The following is an 18,364-nucleotide window of genomic DNA, read 5'->3' on the forward strand; positions in this document are numbered from 1 at the left end:
CAACTACCTTGAAAAACGCCGTGTCGCCGAAATCGGATTTTTGCGACATGAGTGTTATCGCGAGGAAGGTTTCTACCGCTTGAGTGCAAAAAAGGCGTTGTTTGTGAGACTTTTGGGGCTGCTACGCAGCCCAGCGCGAGCAAGTTCGCTCGCCACAAGGTGAGCAATCAAGCGACGTCGACGGTTTCCACAGTGATCTGCTTCAGCGCATAAAACGGCGCAAACGCTGCTTCATCCGCAGTGGAGCCGGTAATCAAGCGCCACTCCCGCTCAATCGGCGTCCAATGCCGCTGACGTGCGCGCCCCAGTTTGTCGGTATCGGCCAACACAACTATCTGCGCCGCCCGCTTGATGATGCAGACTGTAAAAAAAGCCCCGAATCAATCGGGGCTTTTTTCTTTGCCTGAGCGAGCCCAGCTTGAGTCTGTCATCTACCAACAGGCTGATGCGGGTGGTATCGATCACTCACGCTACTGTCTATCGGCTCTTCCCCCCGCATCGACTGAGCCACAGCTTCGGTAATGGCGTCCCAAATGTCAGGCCTTGTCAGCACAGGCATTTCCTTTGCCAGGACGTTGCTCAGCTTCCCTTCGTTTTGCTCCATGGATCGCAGGAGCCGATCAGCCTGTTGATCCGGCATTTCAACGACCTCCTTGATCGCCTGTCTGGCCCTTATGTGGCTACGTAAATACCGCGACTCTTCACGCATTTGTTCAGTGATTGTGCGGCGAATGACGTTCGAGATGAACACTACGTGTGGCCCAAGGTTTGGATACCGCCACACCGGACGTGCCTGATCCTGGCCTGTGAATTCAATGTTCGAGACCACGCCGTCAGGGTACTGCGTACGAGTACTGGCGAACGTTACCTGGTCTCGTATGCCCTGCATGAGTGGTTTTGAAACATGATCCAGCACGCTGTCATACAGGCGCCGCTCAGCCGAGTCGTCGGTGATAACCGCTGAAATCGGAAGAATCACCGGGTCTGGAATGGCCCCGTCACGACGCAAAATGTCGTTGATCAGGAAGCGATGGACCCGGCCGTTGCCGTCAGCCAGTGGATGGATATAGACGAAAGCAAACGCGGCTACAGTGCTGCGCATGACCGGGGATTGCCCTCGGGTGCGATTCAGAAAGACGCGAATGCCTTCTAACATCCGTTCCAAATCACTCTCCGGGGGAGCGACATAATGGACAATCTCCTGATAGCGAACCGTCTCGCCAACAAACACGGGAGATTGCCGAATCCCCAGGCGTGTCAGTGTGGTCACTGCGCCAAGGATTTCTTCCTGCATCTCAGCCAGTGCAACATCGGTGAGCGGCAAGTCGCCCTGACCGGTTCGTCGCGCCAACACATCTGCGAAACGCTGGATACGGGTAGAACGATCCGCCTCCCCTTCAATCGCGAAACTGGCTTTGCTTTCCCGAAGTGTCATCCATGCGGCGGCGCGCAGCAGAAGGGCTTCGCCAAATTCAGCGGTCAGTTGACCAAAAAGATGAGGCACATCGAGGTCCGCTGCTGACTTGACTGCGGCTGTCTTGACGACGATTGGGCAGAAGTAACTCGTGCCCGGCAGGTTGTCATTCACTCGCCAACGCGGCACCTTCACCGCCTCTTCGGGTGACGCCGCCACCATAAGATCGGCGTTGATGGCGTCGACATACTTACCGCCTATAGGCTCGGGCGCTTGCAATTGCTCGCCTGTGAGCCACTCAAACAGAAACGCTGCCCTGCGTGCATATTGACCGGTGGGCTCAACATTTAACCAGTCTTGTACCGGTGCGGGACCCTCCTTGGTAAACAGCCGGCTCAAGAACTCAAGGTTCGGGACTTCATGCCGTAGGTGAAATTGCAGATGAGATGAGAGGTCCGGAGCGGGGCGCATATTCTCCGTATAGGTCTCAAGACGAAACCCATCTTCGACTTGAGTTGACCGTCGGCTACCGACCTGACTTAACACGGGTAGCCGTGCAATCGGCAGCACGTCGAATGTCGTCGCTAGCCAGGCAGCACCGATGGGGTCTACGGGAAACTCGCTCACGGTCACACTCCTTTGAACAACTCGGCTGAAATCAAAAATGCCTACAAATGAGAGTAACGATCAAAATCAGGTTTTGCCGCATAAAAACGATTATTTTTTGATGGATTTGCATAAAAACGAATATTTCAGACGCGTCAGATTGATCCGGCCTGATCCCTGAACGCATAAAAACGAGTTTCCGCGCTCAAAAATGATCATAAATCCTGACTTTTGCATAAAAACGTTTCGAGGGCGGCCAGCCTTACGAAGTCCGCAGGACGAAACCCGTACCGACAACCCCATTCTCACTCCAAAAAAATGCCCAAACCTCCCGGCCCGAGCATTCTTTTTTCCCGATCTCTTACCCTTCCCCTAAAACCCCGACGCGCCGTAATCTCCAACCATCGGACGCTAGCAACATTTCGCAACTAAACTCGGGACAAGCGGGTTCAGGTGCAGGATTATAGCCAGCACGTATCGCCCAACCGACGGCCAGGTACTCAACAACAGCCAGCCCACTTTAGAGGGCATTACCCAATGGATAGCAGAACCCTACGCAACCTCATGCGCATTGTGCAGACCGGCTCTTTGTCGGCGGCGGCAGAGCATTCCTGTTTAACGGTGCAGGCATTGGCTGCGCAATTGAACAAGGTCGAAGAGCAGTTTGGTTTTCGGTTGTTTCGTCGCTCCAACAAGGGGTTGACCCTGACCACCCAGGGCTCGGAACTTACGCCTTACATGGACAAGGTGTTGCTGGCCACGCGGCAACTTGAGGAAAAAGTGGCTGCGCTGAAGGTGCCTGGGCAGCGCACGCTCAAGGTGGCGCTGAACACCACGCTTTCGTCTGACTTCAATCGGCGAATGATCGGACGCCTGATTGAGGTATTTCCCGACTATCAGCTGGAATTCAGCTACGCCGAGTCGATGGAAAACCTCAGCAAGCTCAAGAATGAAGATTTCGATCTGGCCGTGTTGATCGGCCCGCAGCAGCCGGGATTGCCAAGCATTATCCTGCCCGAGGTTCAGGTGCAGGTAGTCGGTGCCCATTGCGGTCAGGAACATGATCCGCTGGTGATGCTGGGCAACAAGTTTCAGGTGCGTCCGGCCGGCGATTGTCCGTACTCCCACAGTTTTTTGCGTTTTCTCGACGCCGGCCTTGGCAATTACGAGTCGAACAAGCGGATGGTCTATTCCTGCAGCGAGACGCTGACGCTGTCGCTGATCACGCAGATGGATGGCCTCGGCATGGTGTCTCGTGACGCGGCCCAACGTAACGGCTTGACCATTTTCCCTGGCTTCGAAGATGCCCTCGAAGTCCGGTTGGCGGTCAATAACCCTGAGTTGTCGGGCCAGGCCTTGCAAGATGTGGTCGACCTGCCGCTACAGGAACGAGCCGAGCGCAATGTACGCAGCCGTTCCCACCGCAACGGAGAGAAAGAGGTTTTTGCTGAAGTACGCACATAACAACGTCGGAATCGCGGCATAAAATTCCGGGCGATCGAGCTGCAGGTGTTGATCCTTGATTAACAACGGCGTGAGGCTGATGGCAGCGACGATCGCCACGGGCAAGTATTCCAGCGCCCGGGCAATGAAGGGCGGCCAATGGTCGGTGTTCACTTGCAGCGGCAGCGCTCGTGGCAGGAACGTCACGGCCATCATGAGCACAACGACCAGAATCAGGAACGTTTGGTCAGGCATACACCCACCCCGCAGCCCACAAAGGTGGCGATAAATACGTTGAACGGCGAACTGCCGACCAGGCTCAGCGCGCCCATGCAAGCGACGGCGGCCAGTGCGGCGATGAGTTTGTTACGCGTATTGCACAAAGAAACCAGCACATAGAGCATCATCGCCGTCAGCGCGTAGTCGAGCTGATACTTGATCAAATGCGCCGCGTACTGCGCGCAAATCGCCCCGAGCAACCCGCCGAGCACCCATGAGGTGTGGCAATACAGATTGAAGCCGATCAGGTATCGCACATTGACCGGCGTACCTTTGCCCAGTTTGACGCTGTGGAAAGCGAACGATTCATCGGTCAAGCCTCCCGCATAACACCAACGCTCAAGTCGACTGAGCCCCATCGCCTGCAACGCCTTGGCCATATAGACCGACATCAGCATGTGCCGCGCGTTGATCAGAAACGTGGTGAGGACGATGGTGGTCAGCGACGCACCGCTGGAAATCAGCGCCAGGGCGGCAAACTGCGAAGCGCCCGCGTAAACGAACAGGCACATGGCGACCGGCAACCATAAAGGCATCCCGGCATTGACCGCCATCAGGCCGAACACAAACGCCACCGTGAAATAACCTGCCACCACCGGGCTGGCCTCCGCAAAAGTGCGCGAACGCGGTGGCCGGACCATCAGCGGCTGGCTGCTGGACGTCTCATTCATAGATCCCTCTCTAATGTTCTTTCGCCGCGCGGTTCGCAAAAACCCTGGGCACTCCAAAAGCGTTGGCCGGCGAGGTTCGCATCGTCGACAAACAGGAACATGCGCAGCACGCCCACACGTTTCATGTCCGCCGATGCCGCTTCAACCAGCCGTTGACCGACGCCCTGGCTGCGGTACATCGGGCTCACCGCCAGGTGGTTGATGGTGCCGCGACTGCCCAGCATGCCGCCCAGCACCGCGCCGACGATTTCGCCACTGAGGTCCAGCGCGATGAACGAGGTGGTGGTCTTTTGCACCAACACCCCGCGCAGGCATCTGGCGTCCTGCCATTCGCAGAAAGACACCTCTTCAAATTGCCGAAAAAAGCGTTCCAGACGCGGTGCATCTTTGGCCGTCGTGCGTCGCAACATCACCGGTGCAGGGCACTCGGAAAGGTTCGTGGGGTCGAGCTGTTCAGCGAACAATGTCAAAAGCGGTCCCGGGCCGCGAGAAGGAGATCGCCAGAATTTGTCGATAGGCCATGTTGTGGGAATGGGTATTGCGCGCCGGCGTGACGTAGTGGCGCATGTCCCGGTCAAGGAAGTAAGTGGTATCGAGAATGTCCGTGTACGTTGTCGACGCCAAATGCTCTTGTTCATGGGCGCTGTACAAGCGGCTCTCCGCCCCCTCCACATTATTACGCCCCCAAAAATGTACGCCGCTGAACGGGTAGCCGTCGCAGTGAATACCTTCCGGGGTGATTTCCAATTGTTTACCTGGCTTGATCTCGATACGGATCTGGTGAATCTGGCACTGCCAGATTTCGTCGTGCAGTTCCGGTGGCAGGACGTTTTTGTACACGTCGAAATCGGTGTCGATCAGGCTGCGCATCACCGGTGAATGGATGATTTCATCGGAGAAGTCCTGGAAGTGCCGCACCATTCCGCCCACATAGCTGTTGTTGGCCTTGGACTGAACGTAAGCGCGGTGTTCCAGCTGGGTCAGTTCGCGCGTAACAGGGTTGTATTCGAAGTCGCTGTAGCGGCGATACCGATTGCCCGCCTCGGCCTGACCGTAGTAACTGTCTGGCTCCATGTTTTCCCAACTTCGCGTCAATCTGACGAAGTCGGAGAAGTGTCCGAATAAATTGAAATCACTACTTTTGACGTTGACGTATTTATCGCGCCGTAGCGATTCGCCCACTTCTTTATTCAAAACGAGCATTTTTAAAATCTCCGTGCATTTAGCTACCTAATCTAGAGAGCACAGAATTTGCGTCCATGAGAAAGAATTTCAGGCTTCTCAAGCACGGCTTGAAACGGCGTTTGAAGCGGCTTTGAGTCGACTTTTACGACTGAAAACAGCCGTTTTCAGTGCTTTTTTACTGTGTCGAGGTAAAAACCAACGAACCCGTCAGGGGATTTTTTGTAGCTCGCAAAGTCATCGCCCATAAAAAAGCGCCGCCATCCCGGCAGCGCTTTATCAATCCTTTGTTTTTTCTTCTTATCCTTCCATCACATCCCACAACGCTTCCAGTTCCGCTTCGCTGAATAAACCAGCGGGGTAGCGCTCGATCATCGTCCGGCGCGGATCAGGTGCACTGATCTGACGCATTCCATTGGACTTCAACCAGTGCCCAAGATCCTGGAGCGATTCACCATTAATTGCCAGGGGATGCAACGCCCGCTCGCTCACTACATTTACTTCGGCGTTCATTTCAGCGCTCTCTCCTGGTTCGTGAGCGGCTAACTTTTCCAAGGTTTATGACAGAACATCGCAGTTCTCCCCCCCTCCCTGTTTCACGCGCTTACTGATACAAGAGCTGTGCCAATGTTTCCGTGCTGTCGAAAAGCGCAAACAAAAAAGCCCACAGTCCTTCAGGACTGCGGGCTTTTCATGTAGCGCAGGAGGGTTAACCTCTGCACAGCAATTTTTGCAACCATCTCAAGATGTTACAACTGCACTCACTCTTTGTGCGGCGCCGGTTGTTGTTGGGTAAGGCAGTGGATGTTACCGCCTCCCAGTAACAGTTCCCGGCCTGGCACCATCACCACTTCATGTTGCGGGAATAGCGTCTGCAAAATTTCTTTTGCCGGGCCGTCCAGCGGGTCATCGAAGCTCGGTGCGATAATCCCGCCGTTGACGATCAGGAAGTTCACGTAAGAACCGGCCAGACGAACAGTCGGATTGCGCTCCTGAGTGCCGTCCACCGGATCCACACCGGCGCACTCTTCTTCGGTCGCATACAGCGGCCCCGGAATGGGCATCTTGTGCACCGTGAACGGGCGACCCTTGGCGTCGGTGCTGTTTTGCAGCACGTTCATTGCCGCCTGGCAACGCGGGTAGTTCGGGTCTTGCGGGTCATCGGTCCAGGCCAGCAATACTTCACCCGGGCGCACGTAACAGCAGAAGTTATCCACATGGCCGTCGGTTTCGTCGTTGAACAGGCCGTCCGGCAGCCAGATGATTTTATCCACAGCCAGATTGGCGCTGAGTACTGCTTCGATCTCCGCACGATCAAGGTGCGGATTGCGATTGCGGTTGAGCAGGCATTCTTCGGTCGTGATCAGGGTGCCTTCGCCATCGACGTGAATCGAACCGCCTTCGAGCACGAAGCCTTCGGTGCGATAACGCTGGCTGCGCTCAATCTCAAGGATTTTGCCGCCGACCTGCGAATCTCGGTTCCACGGCGAATACAGACCGCCGTCAAAACCGCCCCACGAGTTGAAATCCCAGTTCACACCCCGGACTTCGCCACGTTTATTGATGACAAAGGTCGGGCCGGTGTCGCGAACCCAAGCGTCATCGCTGGACATTTCCACCACACGAATATTCGGCACATCGAGACGGGCGCGAGCGTTTTCGTATTGGCCCGCCGATACCGCGACGGTCACCGGCTCGAAACGCGCGATGGCTTTCGCCACCGCCACGTGTGCGGCTTGTGCCGGTTTGCCACCCAGGCGCCAGTTGTCCGGGCGCTCGGGCCAAATCATCCAGGTCTGGGTCTGTGGTGCCCATTCGGCCGGCATATGGAAGCCGTCGGCGCGAGGCGTGGTGTGCAAAGTGGTCATGACAATCAGGACTCCAGGGAACCGTCGAGAGTTTTCAGTGTGCCGTAAAGGTTCGGGCGGCGATCACGGAACGAACCCCACGCGCTGCGAATGTGCTCCAGCTCGTCGAGGTCAAAAGTGTGCACCAGAATACCTTCTTCGGTTTTGTTGAGCTCCTGAACTTTTTCGCCGAACTGGTTGGCGATGAACGACGAGCCATAGAAAGTAATGTCGTAGCCATCTTGCTCTTCGTTGCCGATGCGGTTGCTGGCGATCAGCGGCATCAGGTTCGCACCGGCATGGCCCTGTTGTACGCGCTGCCAATGTTCACGGGAGGAGATGGTCTTGTCGTGTGGCTCGCTGCCGATGGCGGTCGGGTAGAACAGAATTTCCGCGCCTTGTAACGCCATGCTGCGTGCGCATTCGGGAAACCACTGGTCCCAGCAGATACCCACGCCGATTTTCGCATAACGGGTGTTCCACACTTTGAAACCGGTATCGCCCGGGTTGAAGTAATACTTCTCGTGGTAACCAGGGCCATCCGGGATATGGCTTTTACGATAAATCCCGAGATTGGAGCCGTCGGCATCGATTATCGCGATGCTGTTAAAACGCGCGCGACCGGCCAATTCATAGAAGCTGATCGGTAGCACCACTTGCAGCTCTTTGGCGACTTTCTGGAAGTGCTTGATGGCAACGTTGTCTTCAACGGTCGTGGCCAGTTGCAGGTAATCCGGGTTCGGCTTCTGGCAGAAGTACGGGGCCTCGAAAAGCTCCTGAATCAAAATGATCTGCGCCCCCTTGGCCGCCGCTTCACGGACCAGCTTCTCAGCGGTTTCGATATTGGCTTCAAGGTCCCAGGAACAGGCCATCTGGGTAGCGGCGACGGTAACGATACGGCTCATGAATCGGCTCCTGAGCAAGGCTTGGGGTCGAGTGTGGCATCGACCCATGACAGAAATGGGAAGCACTGACTGTGGATCGACCATAGCGAGGCAGTGATGACTTTATAGACGATAAATATCGACTTTAGAAGCCAGAAACATGCCATCTGTCATATTTTTTTGCGCAAACGCCGATATCTATCGAGTTTTCACCGTACCAATGTGGGAGCGAGCCTGCTCGCGATAGCGGTCGAACATTCAACATTGTTGTCGACTGATCTTGCCCCATCGCGAGCAGGCTCGCTCCCACAGGAGAGATGTGTTTACAGGCCTTCTGCGAGCACCTTCGAGAGCATGTCGACAAAGAAATCCACGCTCCGGCGCGAGGTCACCATCGGCGGTTTGATCTTGAGGACGTTGAGAAAGTCGCCGGTCGGTTGCATGAAGATCCCCAGTTCACGCAAGCGATCACACAGCGCCGTGGTTTCTTCGGTCGCCGGCTCCAGTGTGTCGCGGTTGCGGATCAGTTCGACACCCAGATAGAAACCGGAGCCATGCACCGCACCCACTAGCGGATGAATATCGATCAGCGCTTCGAGGCGCTCCTTGAAATAGCCGCCCACCACCTGAGCGTTTTCCCAGAGCTTTTCTTCTTCCATCACATCCAGCACTGCCATGCCGATCTGGCAACTCACCGGACTGCCGCCCGCTGAAGAGAAGAAATAACCTTCGGCCTCCAGTGCTTCGGCAATTTCCCGACGCGTGATCACTGCGCCCAACGGCTGACCGTTGCCCATGCCTTTGGCCATGGTGATGATGTCCGGCACCACGCCCTGCTCTTCAAAGCCCCAGAAGAAATGGCCCATGCGCCCGTAACCGACCTGCACTTCGTCGGCGATGCACACGCCACCCTGTGCGCGAACCATTGCGTAGACCTGCTGCAAATAGCCCGGTGGCAACGAGATCCCGCCAGCATTGCCGTACACCGGCTCGCAAATGAAACCGGCCAACTGACGCTTTTGCTCGGTGATTTTCGCGAGATTGTGCTCAACGCTGCGCACGTAATCCGGCGCGCTGTCCGGGCCACGGAACTCACCGCGATACGTATTCGGAGCGATGACCGGATGCACCCAATCGGGACGGCTGCTCAAGGCCTTGGGGTTGTCGGCAATCGACGTTGACACCGCATCGGCGCCCACCGTCCAGCCGTGATAGGCCTCCAGCACGCTGAGCATGTCGCGCCCGCCGCTGTAAGCCCATGCCAGGCGAATCGCCAGATCGTTGGCCTCGCTGCCGCTGTTTACCAGGAATACGCGGTCCATGGAGTCCGGCGCCAACTTCAGCAAACGCTCGGAAAACTCGGCGACCGCTGCATAGTTGAAGCGCGAATTGGTGTTGAGCAACGACCATTGACGACTGGCGACTGCCGACATGCGCGGATGGCCATGGCCGAGTACCGCGACGTTATTGAGCATGTCGAGGTAGGAACGGCCCTGCATGTCGATGAGGTGGTTGCGCCAGCCGCGTTCGATGCGCGGCGGGTCGACGTAATAGTGCTTCTGGGTACGGGCAAAACTGGCGCTGCGACGCGCCAGCAAAGTCTGCGAATCGAGTTCCTCTTGCGCATCACAAGCCAGTCCCAGCAACGCGGCCGGCGACGGGCACAAGGCTTGCCAGGCCAAGGCGCGAGAAGGTGTGCAAAAAAACGGTGCATTGAAAGCAGTGCCTCGGCACATCTGCACGATCAGCGGTCCGCTGACCGAGCCCAACACCTGACCTTTGACCAGCGCCGCGCCAGTGTGCAGCGACGGTGTCACACCCCACAACCGCACGCTCAATTGCGGGCCGTCCAGTTGCAGCACGCCCGCCGACGGTTGATGAACCACACCGGCAAACGGTGATTCGACCGCCGTACCGTGGGGCACTCGCAACTCGACGTGCAACGGGCACGTGTCGGGTTCGGCCGCACTGTCTGGCTGAGTCCGCGACAATCGATACTGCCCATATCGACTGGCTGCCAGACCGTGAGTCTGCGCAGCTTGCGTCAGCAACTGCTGATCAATCCCCTCCTGCTCCCAGTTACCCGCCTCGAAATGCGGGCTGAGGACACCCAGATCAATCAAGGCAAACTCTCGTCCCACCAGGCTCGGCAGCAACGGTGCGAAACCTTCACTGCCAATACTCGGCAGGCTCTGGCCAACCGACGTCAGAATGGCCGCCTCCATCAATTCCAGCGGTACCGACGTGGCCACGCGGAAAATTTCCCACTCATGGGTCAGGTTGTCACGGCTGTACTGGTTGCCCGGATCAATGCTGACCTGCTGCTCGCCGCTGAGCACCAACACCGCCGCACGCGCGACGATCAACGGCCAGAGCGCCTGTAGTTCTGCCGGCTGCAACGGATTGACCGCGTGATAGGCCTCAATCGCCGGCAAAATGTAGAACGGATCGCTGTTGGCGTGATGCAGTAACGCCGCGCACGTCACCGAAAGATCAGTAATGCGCCAGGTGCGGACCAGGTCGCCGAAATCGATCACGCCCTGCAATTGCCATTGGCGTTGCGAATCCCGCTGCCAGACCACGTTGTCGTCGGTGATGTCCATGTGAATGGCCTGCACCGGCAACTTGTCCACCAACGGTTGCAGATGACGCTCGGCGCGTTCGGCGGCATCGGCGATCACCCGGCGTTGCGCGTCGTCCTTGATGACCGGCAGCAAATGGCCGATCAAAGCATTGGCGTGGCGGGCATCCCACTGCAACGTGCGCTCAAGGCCCGGATGTTCAAAAACGGCCAGCGCCAGGTCCATTTCACCGCATAGCTGGCCGAAACCGGCTACTACGGCTCCCGGCAGATGATCCAGGTGGGTGAGCGATTGGCCTTCGATGTAGTCAAGCAGGCGCACGTGCACCGATTGGCCCGCGACGTCCAGCGTGAGCAGATCAGCACCGTTTTTGGCCGGGATCACTCGCGGCACCTTCACCCCGGACTGCTCGCCCAGATGCTTAAGCCCCGCATGCTGGGCGTGCAGTTCCAGCGCCGCATAATCGCCACGGCAGATTTTCAGGACGAATCGCCCCCGGTCGCTGTCGACGCGAAAGTTGAGATCCTGCTGGCTGCCAAGAGCCTGCAACGTCCCGCTCAGCCCGTAATGCCCTTCCAGCAGCTCAAGCGCTTGCTGCGCAGACACTATCGGGCTAGGCAAACTGGCGCGGTGAATCAACGTGGCGAGCGGCATACAACGACCTCTGAAATGTTATTAGGCGCTTATATCGCCACTGCATCGATCGATAATCAACCCCCCGTTGACGCTGTGAATCTCAAATACGACCAACAACCCTCTTGCACCACCCCGCTCCTGCCGACAAGCTATGCTCATCCACTTGTCTTACGAAAAAAGGCTGGCCAACATGCGTATTCTCATCACCGGCGGTGCCGGTTTCATTGGCTCTGCCCTGATTCGTCACCTGATCCGGAACACGGGGCACGAAGTGCTCAACCTGGACAAACTGACCTACGCCGGCAATCTCGAATCGTTGACCAGCATTGCCTCCGACACCCGCTATGAATTCGTGCAAGCCGATATCGTCGATCAGGCGGCCGTGAGCGCAATCCTGGCGCGTTTCCAGCCGCACGCGATCATGCACCTGGCGGCCGAATCCCATGTAGATCGTTCCATCGACGGTCCTTCGGATTTCATTCAAACCAACATCGTCGGCACCTACAGCCTGCTGGAAGCAACCCGCGCCTACTGGCAGACCCTGGCCGAACCTGAAAAAAGCGCCTTCCGTTTCCATCACATCTCCACCGATGAGGTCTATGGCGACCTGCACGGCGTCGACGATCTGTTCACCGAAACCACGCCCTACGCGCCAAGCTCGCCGTATTCCGCCAGCAAAGCGGCGTCCGACCACCTGGTCCGCGCCTGGCAACGCACCTACGGCTTGCCGGTATTGCTGACCAATTGCTCGAACAACTACGGGCCGTTCCACTTCCCCGAGAAACTGATCCCGCTGGTGATCCTCAACGCTCTGGCAGGCAAACCGCTGCCGGTATACGGCAACGGCCTGCAAGTGCGTGACTGGTTGTTCGTCGAGGATCACGCCCGCGCGCTGCTCAAAGTGGTCACCGAAGGGGTGGTCGGCGAGACGTACAACATCGGCGGTCACAACGAACAGAAAAACATCGACGTGGTGCGTGGCATCTGCACCCTGCTCGAAGAACTGGCGCCGCAAAAACCGGAAGGCGTGGCGCATTTCGCCGATTTGATCACCTTCGTCCAGGACCGCCCCGGTCACGACCAGCGCTACGCCATCGACGCCAGCAAGATCCAACGCGAACTCGGATGGGTACCCGAAGAAACCTTCGAAACCGGCCTGCGCAAAACCGTTCAGTGGTATCTGGATAACCTGGAGTGGTGCCACCGTGTTCAGGACGGCAGCTATCAGGGCGAACGACTGGGCGCCATCACTACCAAGGAACTGCTCGCATGATGAAAGGCATAGTATTGGCAGGCGGTTCGGGTACGCGTTTGCACCCGATCACGCTTGGCGTATCGAAACAGCTGTTGCCGGTCTATGACAAGCCGATGATCTACTACCCGATCTCGGTACTGATGCTGGCCGGCATCAAGGACATCCTGCTGATTTCCACACCTCAGGATCTGCCGCAGTACCGCAACCTGTTGGGCGACGGCAGTCAGTTCGGGGTCAATTTCAGCTACGCCGAACAACCGTCGCCGGACGGTCTGGCCCAGGCTTTTTTGATAGGCGAAGAATTTATTGGCGACGATCCGGTGTGCCTGATCCTCGGCGACAACATCTTCCATGGTCAGCACTTCGGTGATCAGTTGAAAAACGCGGCAAAACGCCCTTCTGGCGCGACCGTGTTCGGCTACTGGGTCAACGACCCCGAACGCTTTGGCGTGATTGATTTCGACGGCGAAGGCCGTGCCTTGTCGATCGAAGAGAAGCCGAAAAAACCGAAATCCAGCTACGCCGTCACTGGGCTGTATTTCTACGACAACGACGTGATCGACATCGCCAAGGCCGTGAAACCCTCGCCTCGCGGCGAACTGGAAATCACCGACGTCAATAACGCCTACCTCCAACGCGGCGATTTGCAGGTCGAGCGTTTTGGTCGCGGTTTCGCCTGGCTGGATACCGGCACCCACGACAGCCTGCTCGAAGCCTCTCAGTACGTGCAGACCATCGAGCATCGCCAAGGCCTGAAAGTTGCATGCCTGGAAGAGATTGCCTACGAGAATGGCTGGATCAGCCGCGAGCTTCTGCTCGAGCGCGCCAGTTATTTCGGCAAGACCGGTTACGGCCAATACCTCTTCAAGTTGGTGGGGGAAGAACAATGAAGGTGACTGAAACCGCCTTGCCCGGTGTATTGATCATCGAGCCCAAAGTCTTCGGTGACGAGCGCGGCTTTTTCTACGAAAGCTTCAATGCCAAGGCGTTCGAAGATGCAACGGGGCTGAACACCCAGTTCGTTCAGGACAACCACTCCCGATCCCAGAAGGGCGTGTTGCGTGGTCTGCACTACCAACTGCAAAACACCCAAGGGAAACTGGTGCGCGTGACCGTCGGTGAAGTGCTCGATGTGGCGGTAGACATCCGTCGCAGTTCGCCGAATTTCGGCAAATGGGAGGCGGTGCGGTTGTCCGCCGACAACCACAGGCAACTCTGGGTGCCCGAAGGCTTTGCCCACGGGTTTGTCGTGCTCAGCGACTTTGCCGAGTTCCTCTACAAGACCACGGATTACTACACACCGTCTGCCGAACGCAGCATTCGTTGGGACGATCCGACCCTCGCCATTGATTGGCAACTGGAAGAAGCCCCACAGTTGTCGGCCAAGGATCAGAACAGTCAGCTCTTTTTAGAGGCTGATCTGTTTCCATGAGAATACTCATCAGTGGTCAAAACGGTCAGGTCTCCCGTGAGTTGCAGCGTCGCCTGGGTGATGTCGGTGAATTGATCGTGCTGGGGCGCGATCAGCTTGATCTGGCTCAACCGGAACAGATTCGTCGGCAGGTCCAGCGTGTTCGTCCCGACCTGATCATCAACGCGGCGGCTCACACGGCTGTCGATCAGGCGGAGAGCGAACCTGCGCAGGCATTTGCCATCAATGCGACCGGCCCGGGTGTATTGGCTGAAGAGGCGCTGGCGCTGGGCATCCCGTTGATTCATTACTCGACCGATTACGTGTTCGACGGCAGCAAGACCGCGCCTTACAACGAAGACGATGTGCCCAATCCGCTCGGCGTGTATGGCAAGAGCAAACGGGCCGGCGAACAGGCGATCACGGCGGTTCAAGGCCTGCACCTGATCTTGCGCACCAGCTGGGTTTACTCGACCCACGGCCGCAACTTCCTGCTGACCATGCAACGTCTGCTGCAAGAAAAACCGGAATTGCGCATTGTCGCTGACCAGATCGGCGCGCCCACCTGGGCTGGCACGATTGCCGAAAGCACCCTCGCCCTGATTGAACGCTGGCAAGCGGGACAGGCCGGTGCCTGGGGCACGTATCACCTCACAGCTCAGGGTGAAACATCATGGTTCGGCTTCGCCCAGGCCATTGGCGATGCGCTTCGGGAACAGGGTAAGCCGTGCGCCAACCTGCTGCCGATTCCGTCCAGCGACTACCCGACACCCGCAGCCCGGCCACTGAACTCTCGCCTCGATTGCAGTCGTCTGCAGCGCGAATGGGGCGTCTGTCAGCCTGACTGGCAAACTGCGCTGCGCGAGTGTCTTGCCGGGCAAGCCTAGGCATAATGCGCCTGTACCCCCAGGCGCCCGATGCTCATGACTCCAACCCTCCCTCGCAGACCCCGCTGGCGCAGCCTCGCCCTGCTGGCGCTGTGCCTGGCGCCGTTACTGTGGCCGCTGGAGCATTTGGCCGAGCGTTACTATCGCAGCGAACTGGCCGGGCAGAACCGTCAGACCCTCGACCTGTACGTCGCCAACCTGTTGGGCACGCTGCACCGTTATGAGGTCTTGCCGCAAATCCTCGGCGACCTGCCGGCCCTGCGTGCGGTACTCGGCGCGCCCGATGATGGCGTCACCCAAGGCAATGCCAATCGCTTACTGAAAAACATCAGCACCCAAACCGGTGCCGAAGTCATGTACTTGATGGACACGAGCGGCAAGACGCTGGCGGCATCCAACTGGGACAAGCACGACAGTTTCGTCGGGCGTAATTTTTCTTTCCGGCCCTATTTCAGCGAAGCCATGGCCGGGCGACTCGGACGGTTTTTCGGCTTGGGCACAACCTCGGCCAAACGCGGCTATTTCTTTGCCGCCGCAGTTCGCAATGGCGAAAAGGTCATCGGCGTGCTGGTGGTCAAAGTCGACTTGGACCACACCGAAAGCCTGTGGGGAAAAACCCCGGAGCAGCTGCTGCTGACCGACCAAAACGGTGTGGTCATTCTCACGTCGCGGCCGGAGTGGCGCTTTCGCTCAACCCGCCCGTTGACCGAAGAAGAAAACAAGGCCATTACCGCGATTCAACCGTACCCGACCCGCGATCCAAAACCGTTGAAGCTCAATCCCAATGCCTGGCTGACACAAACGCGGCAGATCGCCGAAACCGGCTGGAACGTCAGCATCCTCGCCCCGCGCACCTTGATCAACCGCCCTGTCCGCACGGTGGTCGCCATCGGTGGCGCAGCGCTATTGGTGTTGATGCTGTTGCTCGGGCTGATGATGCAGCGCCGCCGTCATTACCTCGAGCGCATCGCCTTCGAAGCCAAGGCCAGGCGCGAACTGGAAGGCCGGGTCGCCGAGCGCACCAGCGACCTCGAAGGCCTGAACCGGCGCCTGAAACAGGAAGTGCTGGAGCGCGAACACGCCCAGCAGGAGTTGGTGCGCGCGCAGGATGATCTGGTCCAGGCCGGTAAATTATCAGCGTTGGGAACCATGTCGGCGAGCATCAGCCATGAGCTCAATCAGCCCCTGGCGGCGATTCGCAGCTACGCGGAAAACGCTGAAGTGCTGCTCGATCATCAACGCACCGACGATGCTCGCGGCAACCTCAAACTGATCAGCGAACTGACCGGGCGCATGGCCTCGATCATCGCCCACCTGCGCGCCTTCGCCCGACGTGATCGCCATGCGCCGGAAAGCGTTGCGCTGCAACCGGCGCTGGATGACGCGCTGGCGTTGCTGGCCAAGCGCCGACGCAGCATGGAAGTCGAGCTGATCCGCGACTTGCCCGCCGCGACGCTGTGGGTCGAAGCCGGGGAAACGCGGCTGCGTCAGGTACTCGGCAATCTGTTGGCCAACGCCCTCGATGCGCTGACTGAAAAAGGCCCGCCGCGTAAACTCTGGTTGAGTGCCCAATCCACCGCTGACGGCGTCAATCTGTACATTCGCGATAACGGCCCCGGCTTTTGCATGGAAGCCCTGGGGCGCGCCAGCGAACCTTTCTACACCACCAAGACCCGCACTCAAGGGCTCGGGCTGGGGTTGGCGATTTGCGAAACCCTGATGCGTGCCTTCGGTGGTGAACTGTCGTTCGCCAACCACAAGGAAGGCGGCGCCCTGATTACCCTGAAATTGCGCGCAGGCGCACCGGGCGTGAGCCTGCAACCGTCCGAGGACCGAAGTGCATGACCATCGACAGCCGCATTCAGGTCGTGTTGATCGACGATGATCCCCATCTGCGTCAGGCCCTGAGCCAGACCCTGGACCTCGCCGGCCTGAAAATCCTGCCGCTGGCGCAAGCCAAAGGCCTGGCCGCGCAACTGGAGCGTGACTGGCCGGGCGTGGTGGTCAGCGACATTCGCATGCCGGGCATGGACGGCCTCGAACTGCTGACCGAACTGCATGCCCAGGACCCGGAGCTGCCGGTGCTGTTGATCACCGGTCACGGCGATGTACCGCTGGCGGTACAAGCCATGCGCGCCGGGGCCTATGACTTCCTGGAAAAACCCTTCGCCAGCGACGCCCTGCTCGACAGCGTGCGCCGCGCGCTGGACTTGCGCCGGTTGGTGCTGGATAACCGCAGCCTGCGTCTGGCCCTGAGTGATCGCAATGAATTGAGCACTCGACTGGTCGGGCAATCGGCGCCGATGCTGCGTCTGCGCGAGCAGATTGGCGCACTGGCCGCGACCAAGGCCGATGTGTTGATTTTGGGTGAAACCGGCGCGGGCAAAGAAGTCGTGGCCCGGGCGTTGCACGATTTGTCGAACCGTCGTAATGGTCCGTTCGTGGCGATCAATGCCGGCGCACTGGCCGAGTCTGTGGTGGAAAGCGAGCTGTTCGGTCACGAGCCCGGGGCCTTCACCGGGGCGCAAAAGCGCCGCATCGGCAAGTTCGAATTCGCCAACGGCGGCACACTGTTCCTCGACGAAATCGAGAGCATGAGCCTGGACGTGCAGGTGAAATTGCTGCGCTTGTTGCAGGAGCGCGTCGTCGAGCGTTTGGGCGGCAATCAGTTGATCCCCCTGGACATCCGCATCATCGCCGCGACCAAGGAAGACTTGCGCCAGTCCGCCGATCAAGGACGTTTCCGCGCTGACCTGTATTACCGCCTGAACGTCGCGCCGCTGCGTATTCCGCCACTGCGCGAGCGCGGCGAAGATGCGTTGGTGATGTTCCAGCACTTCGCCGATGAAGCCAGCGCACGCCACGGTTTGCCGCCCCATGAGCTGCAACCGGGACAACGCGCCCTGCTGCTGCGCCACACCTGGCCCGGCAACGTACGCGAATTGCAAAACGCCGCCGAACGCTTCGCCCTGGGCCTGGAACTGGCGCTGGACAATACTATGCCGGAGGGCGGTACCAGTATGCCGGTTCAGGGGTTCAACGGCGGCTTGAGCGAACAAGTGGAAAACTTCGAAAAAAACCTGATTGCCGCCGAACTGGCACGCCCTCACACCTCCGTGCGCAGCCTCGCTGAAGCGCTGGGCATCCCGCGCAAGACCTTGCACGACAAGCTGCGCAAACACGGGCTGAATTTCGCCGGCGGCTCCAGCAGCCCTGCTGACGATCTCGATTGAGCGACCGTTAAATCATCATTTTCAACCAAGAGGC

17 protein-coding genes are annotated in these 18,364 nt (G+C 58.4%); 7 read left to right on the forward strand and 10 right to left on the reverse strand.

Annotated features, from left to right (window positions below; genetic code table 11):
* Positions 1-167: 167 nt before the first annotated feature.
* The gene (locus PMI22_RS31000) at positions 168-329 is read right to left on the reverse strand and encodes a hypothetical protein (RefSeq protein ID WP_238543987.1); all 162 of its coding nucleotides are present in this window, start codon (positions 327-329) and stop codon (positions 168-170) included.
* Between the two features lie 98 nt (positions 330-427).
* Complete coding sequence (locus PMI22_RS01640; protein ID WP_007949153.1) at positions 428-2,041, reverse strand: Fic family protein; 1,614 nt, start codon at positions 2,039-2,041, stop codon at positions 428-430.
* A gap of 516 nt (positions 2,042-2,557) precedes the next feature.
* Here PMI22_RS01640 and PMI22_RS01635 point away from each other — a divergent pair.
* Positions 2,558-3,484, forward strand: a complete 927-nt coding sequence (locus tag PMI22_RS01635) for a LysR family transcriptional regulator (protein WP_007949154.1) — start codon at positions 2,558-2,560, stop codon at positions 3,482-3,484.
* Here PMI22_RS01635 and PMI22_RS31005 read toward each other — a convergent pair.
* The 8 genes from PMI22_RS31005 to PMI22_RS01605 form a co-directional block, all read right to left on the reverse strand.
* The gene (locus PMI22_RS31005) at positions 3,401-3,718 is read right to left on the reverse strand and encodes an AzlD domain-containing protein (protein ID WP_007949155.1); all 318 of its coding nucleotides are present in this window, start codon (positions 3,716-3,718) and stop codon (positions 3,401-3,403) included. The genes PMI22_RS01635 and PMI22_RS31005 overlap by 84 nt on opposite strands.
* Positions 3,697-4,413 carry an AzlC family ABC transporter permease gene (locus PMI22_RS01630; RefSeq protein WP_007949156.1) on the reverse strand — a complete coding sequence of 239 codons (717 nt, stop codon included), beginning with the start codon at positions 4,411-4,413 and terminating at the stop codon, positions 3,697-3,699. Before PMI22_RS01630 ends, PMI22_RS31005 begins: the two co-directional genes overlap by 22 nt.
* Positions 4,410-4,823: a GNAT family N-acetyltransferase gene (locus PMI22_RS0129830; protein ID WP_177323452.1), complete on the reverse strand. Its 414-nt coding sequence runs from the start codon at positions 4,821-4,823 to the stop codon at positions 4,410-4,412. The genes PMI22_RS01630 and PMI22_RS0129830 overlap by 4 nt, the downstream gene beginning before the upstream one ends.
* A 43-nt stretch (positions 4,824-4,866) precedes the next feature.
* On the reverse strand, positions 4,867-5,616 hold the full coding sequence (locus PMI22_RS01625) for a 2OG-Fe dioxygenase family protein (RefSeq protein ID WP_007949158.1): 750 nt from the start codon (positions 5,614-5,616) through the stop codon (positions 4,867-4,869).
* Between the two features lie 279 nt (positions 5,617-5,895).
* Positions 5,896-6,108, reverse strand: coding sequence for a hypothetical protein (locus PMI22_RS01620; protein ID WP_007949159.1), 213 nt, complete (start codon positions 6,106-6,108; stop codon positions 5,896-5,898).
* 248 nt (positions 6,109-6,356) lie between these two features.
* Positions 6,357-7,463 carry an agmatine deiminase gene (gene aguA, locus PMI22_RS01615; protein ID WP_007949160.1) on the reverse strand — a complete coding sequence of 369 codons (1,107 nt, stop codon included), beginning with the start codon at positions 7,461-7,463 and terminating at the stop codon, positions 6,357-6,359.
* Positions 7,464-7,468: 5 nt separating this feature from the next.
* A complete protein-coding gene (gene aguB, locus PMI22_RS01610) occupies positions 7,469-8,347 on the reverse strand; it encodes an N-carbamoylputrescine amidase (RefSeq protein WP_007949161.1) in 879 nt (292 codons plus the stop codon).
* A 302-nt stretch (positions 8,348-8,649) separates the two neighbouring features.
* A complete protein-coding gene (locus PMI22_RS01605) occupies positions 8,650-11,562 on the reverse strand; it encodes an aminotransferase (RefSeq protein ID WP_007949162.1) in 2,913 nt (970 codons plus the stop codon).
* 172 nt (positions 11,563-11,734) lie between these two features.
* On the opposite strand from PMI22_RS01605, the gene rfbB reads away from it, so the two are divergent.
* The 6 genes from rfbB to PMI22_RS01575 are packed head-to-tail and all read left to right on the forward strand — an operon-like array spanning position 11,735 to position 18,330.
* A complete protein-coding gene (gene rfbB, locus PMI22_RS01600; protein WP_033049780.1) occupies positions 11,735-12,817 on the forward strand; it encodes a dTDP-glucose 4,6-dehydratase in 1,083 nt (360 codons plus the stop codon).
* The gene (rfbA, locus tag PMI22_RS01595) at positions 12,814-13,689 is read left to right on the forward strand and encodes a glucose-1-phosphate thymidylyltransferase RfbA (RefSeq protein WP_007949164.1); all 876 of its coding nucleotides are present in this window, start codon (positions 12,814-12,816) and stop codon (positions 13,687-13,689) included. The genes rfbB and rfbA overlap by 4 nt, the downstream gene beginning before the upstream one ends.
* Entirely contained in the window at positions 13,686-14,231 is a 546-nt protein-coding gene (rfbC, locus tag PMI22_RS01590; protein WP_007949167.1) for a dTDP-4-dehydrorhamnose 3,5-epimerase, read from the forward strand. Before rfbA ends, rfbC begins: the two co-directional genes overlap by 4 nt.
* A complete protein-coding gene (rfbD, locus tag PMI22_RS01585) occupies positions 14,228-15,097 on the forward strand; it encodes a dTDP-4-dehydrorhamnose reductase (RefSeq protein WP_007949168.1) in 870 nt (289 codons plus the stop codon). The genes rfbC and rfbD overlap by 4 nt, the downstream gene beginning before the upstream one ends.
* A gap of 36 nt (positions 15,098-15,133) precedes the next feature.
* A complete protein-coding gene (locus tag PMI22_RS01580; protein ID WP_033049781.1) occupies positions 15,134-16,942 on the forward strand; it encodes a sensor histidine kinase in 1,809 nt (602 codons plus the stop codon).
* Positions 16,939-18,330 (forward strand): sigma-54-dependent transcriptional regulator, encoded by a 1,392-nt coding sequence (locus PMI22_RS01575; protein ID WP_007949170.1) that lies wholly within the window; start codon positions 16,939-16,941, stop codon positions 18,328-18,330. The genes PMI22_RS01580 and PMI22_RS01575 overlap by 4 nt, the downstream gene beginning before the upstream one ends.
* The last annotated feature ends 34 nt before the right edge of the window (positions 18,331-18,364 follow it).

Origin of the sequence: Pseudomonas sp. GM21 (assembly GCF_000282215.1) — a bacterium.
In the GTDB taxonomy this organism is placed as follows: domain Bacteria; phylum Pseudomonadota; class Gammaproteobacteria; order Pseudomonadales; family Pseudomonadaceae; genus Aquipseudomonas.